The following is a 3,068-nucleotide window of genomic DNA, read 5'->3' on the forward strand; positions in this document are numbered from 1 at the left end:
CGATTCGCTGGTGCTCACGCCCGTGCCCGCCGTGGCCGAGATGCCCGACACCCTGCGCCGGGCCATTGCCCAGTTGCACGCGGCCTTGGGCCCCGAGGCCGCCGCGCTGCGCCCCGCCGTGCTTGAGCAGGCCTGCGTGGGCTACCTCACCCTGCGCCGCACCGACCCCAGCTTCCGCGCCGGCCTGCTGGCCGTGGCCGACATGGACCTGCCCAACACCGAGGAGCGCCTGTGGGTGCTCGATCTGAAAAACGCTAAGGTGCTGCACCGCAGCCTGGTGGCCCACGGCGAAGGCTCGGGCCACCTGCGCGCGCGCCGCTTCTCCAATAAAGAGTCCTCGGCGTGCACCTCACTGGGCTTCTACCGCACCGCGGGCAGCTACGACGGCATCCACGGCTACTCGCGCCGCCTGGAAGGGCTGGACAAGGGCGAAAACGCCAACGCCTACAACCGCTACGTAGTGCTGCACGCCGCCGACTACGCCAGCCCCGCCTACGTGCGCCAACACGGCCACCTGGGCTACAGCCGCGGCTGCCCGGCGCTGCCGCCCGAGCAATTCAAGGCCATCATCAGCACCGTGCAGGGCGGCACCACGCTGCTGCTCAGCGGCCCCGGGCTGCACTCGCGCTGGCTCGACGGGGCCGTGGCTACCCGCCGGTTTTTGGCCCGCGGCTGGGGCTAGGGGCCCGGCGAAGTACTCTTTTGGGAATGTTTCGGCTGATTTTGGGGTTTACCCTGGTCCGTGTTCCTCCACCGCCGCAGTTTTTGCGTATACACCTTGGGTGACCTGCTGTTTATTAGCCTTTTTGGGCTAATTTGCTTATCGATTCACCCTTGTTATTCAACAGATTGCATTAGTCTATGGAAAAGCATCATGTAAGCGTTGTTCTACGCCAGCGCCGCTACCGGCGCACCAAGCGCGCCGTGCGGCGCGTATTGCCCTTTTTGGCGGCGCTGTTCCTAGCTACGCCCGTAGCGGGCCCTGTGAGCCGCTCGCTGGCAGGCAATGTCACTGTGGGCACGCACCAAGCTGCCCGTGTGGCGCCAACTAAAGCGTTGCTGTTCGACCTGAAGCTGCACGAAACCTACGACGCCCTGGGGGCCCAGGCCCAGGGCCTGAAGTTTGAGGTGTTCGAGAAAGCCATGACCGGCTACCTCAACCTGAAAGAAGGCGGCCGCTTGGCCGATAATAAGCAGCTGCTGACGGTAGTGGACTTCGACCTGCCCAGCACCGAAAAGCGCCTGTGGGTGGTGAACTTGGCCAGCCAGCAAATCATTTTCCACACCTTGGTGGCCCACGGCCACAACTCGGGCGAGAACGAGGCCACCAACTTCTCGAACACCGACGCCAGCAACATGAGCAGCCTCGGCTTCTACGTGACGGGCAGCGAGTACCAGGGCAAGCACGGCCACTCGCTGCGCCTCCAGGGCCTCGACGAGGGCTACAACACCAACGCCGCCACCCGCTCGGTGGTGATGCACGGCGCCGAGTACGTGAGCGAGGCATTCATCCGCCAGAACGGCCGCCTGGGCCGCAGCCTCGGCTGCCCCGCCCTGCCCATGGACCAGTACGCCCAAATCATCGACGCCGTGAACGGTGGTACCTGCCTGTTCATCAACCGGTCGAACGCCGGCTACAACTCGAAATTCCTGAACCAGCACGTGGCCATTGCGGCGCTGGCTGCCACTGGGCACCAAGCGTAAAGCAAGCTGGTTACCGACAATAAAAAGAGGCCTTGCGCACCGTGCGCAAGGCCTCTTTTTATTGTCGGTAACCGCCGCGTGAGGCCCCCGGGCGGGGCGGGCTGCCGGCTTTTCGCCGGCTGCCCGCTAATCGTTGGGATGGTTAGGGCCTCGGGAGTTCCGTTCAAGGGCGCGGCGAAAAAGCCGGCAGCCGGCCCCATCACAGATTCCGTTCCCCAACACAGCAGCCCGCCTACAGCTTCACCCCGAACTTGGCGCCTACGCCTTGCAGGTCCTGCACCACGGCGTCGAGCAGCGGAATGCCGTCGAGCAGGCGGTGGGCGGCGGTGTCGCGCTCGGGGTCGCCGGGGATGAGGACGTGCTTGCCCGCCACGGCGTGGGCCTGGCGGAAGGTGGTTATCCAATTGTCCATGTGGGCCTTGAACTCGTCGGCGGGCCGGAAGGCGTTGACGCGCATGGCCCCGAAAAAGTGGCCCAGGCCCTGGCCCACGGGGTTGGCCGAGGGCTGCAAAAACGCCACGAACGGCGGCACCCAGGGCCCGTAGTTGGCCCCGCTGAGCACGGCCGAGAAAATATCGACCACCGCGCCCAGGCCGTAGCCCTTGTGCGAGCCGGTGGCGCCGCCCAGCGGCAGCAGGGCCCCGCCGTCCTTCACGGCGTTGGCGTCGGTGCTGGGCAGGCCGTCGGCGGTTTGGGCCCAGCCCTCGGGCAGGGGCAGGCCCTTGCGCTGGGCAATTTCGAGCTTGCCGTTGGCGGCGGTGGTGGTGGCCATGTCGAGCACGAAATCGGGCTGCTCGCCGGCCGGCACGGCCACGGCAATGGGGTTGGTGCCCAGCAGCCGATCCAGCGAATAGGTGGGGGCCACCAGGGGCGAGGCGTTGGTCATGGCCACCCCGATCATGTCGTGGGCCAGGGCCAGCATGGCGTGGTAGCCGGCAATGCCGAAGTGGTTGGAGTTCTTCACCGACACCCAGCCGGTGCCCACCTGCTGGGCTTTTTCAATAGCCACGCGCATGGCCCGGGGCCCCACCACCAGGCCCAGGCCGCCGTCGCCGTCCACCACCGCGGTGCTGGGCGTTTCGTAGGTCACGGCCACGCGGGGCGCGGCGTTGATGCGGCCGGCCTCCCAGAGGCGCACGTAGCCCACCAGGCGGGCCACGCCGTGCGAATCGACGCCCCGCAAATCGGCGGCCAGCAGGGTTTCGGTGGCCAGCGTGGCGTCGGCCTCGGGGCAGCCGATGGCCTGGAATACGCGCTCGGTGAACGCAAAAAGCTCGTTGTAGGCGAAGGTGGGCATGGCAAAGGGGCGCGCCCGGGTGAGCGGGCGGCCCGCCAAAGATGCGGCCCGGGGCCCCGTCCGGGCG

At 67.1% G+C, this 3,068-nt stretch carries 3 protein-coding genes; 2 read left to right on the top strand and 1 reads right to left on the bottom strand.

Annotation, left to right across the window (positions count from 1 at the left end):
- Both BEN49_RS13020 and BEN49_RS13025 read left to right on the top strand, forming a co-directional pair.
- The coding region (locus tag BEN49_RS13020) for a murein L,D-transpeptidase catalytic domain family protein (protein ID WP_070744084.1) at positions 1–682 on the top strand (682 nt) is incomplete at its 5' end.
- Positions 683–861: 179 nt separating this feature from the next.
- Positions 862–1,704 carry a murein L,D-transpeptidase catalytic domain family protein gene (locus tag BEN49_RS13025; RefSeq protein WP_070744086.1) on the top strand — a complete coding sequence of 281 codons (843 nt, stop codon included), beginning with the start codon at positions 862–864 and terminating at the stop codon, positions 1,702–1,704.
- Between the two features lie 232 nt (positions 1,705–1,936).
- Here the strand turns inward: BEN49_RS13025 and BEN49_RS13030 are convergent, their stop codons facing one another.
- The gene (locus BEN49_RS13030; RefSeq protein ID WP_070744088.1) at positions 1,937–3,001 is read right to left on the bottom strand and encodes an Ldh family oxidoreductase; all 1,065 of its coding nucleotides are present in this window, start codon (positions 2,999–3,001) and stop codon (positions 1,937–1,939) included.
- Between the last annotated feature and the right edge of the window lie 67 nt (positions 3,002–3,068).

This window comes from Hymenobacter coccineus, assembly GCF_001816125.1.
Classification (GTDB): Bacteria; Bacteroidota; Bacteroidia; order Cytophagales; family Hymenobacteraceae; genus Hymenobacter; species Hymenobacter coccineus.

Coding starts and splice junctions, on each gene's coding strand:
- BEN49_RS13025 (WP_070744086.1), top strand. CDS start 862: ATGGAAAAGCATCATGTAAGCGTTGTTCTACGCCAGCGCCGCTACCGG.
- BEN49_RS13030 (WP_070744088.1), bottom strand. CDS start 3,001: ATGCCCACCTTCGCCTACAACGAGCTTTTTGCGTTCACCGAGCGCGTA.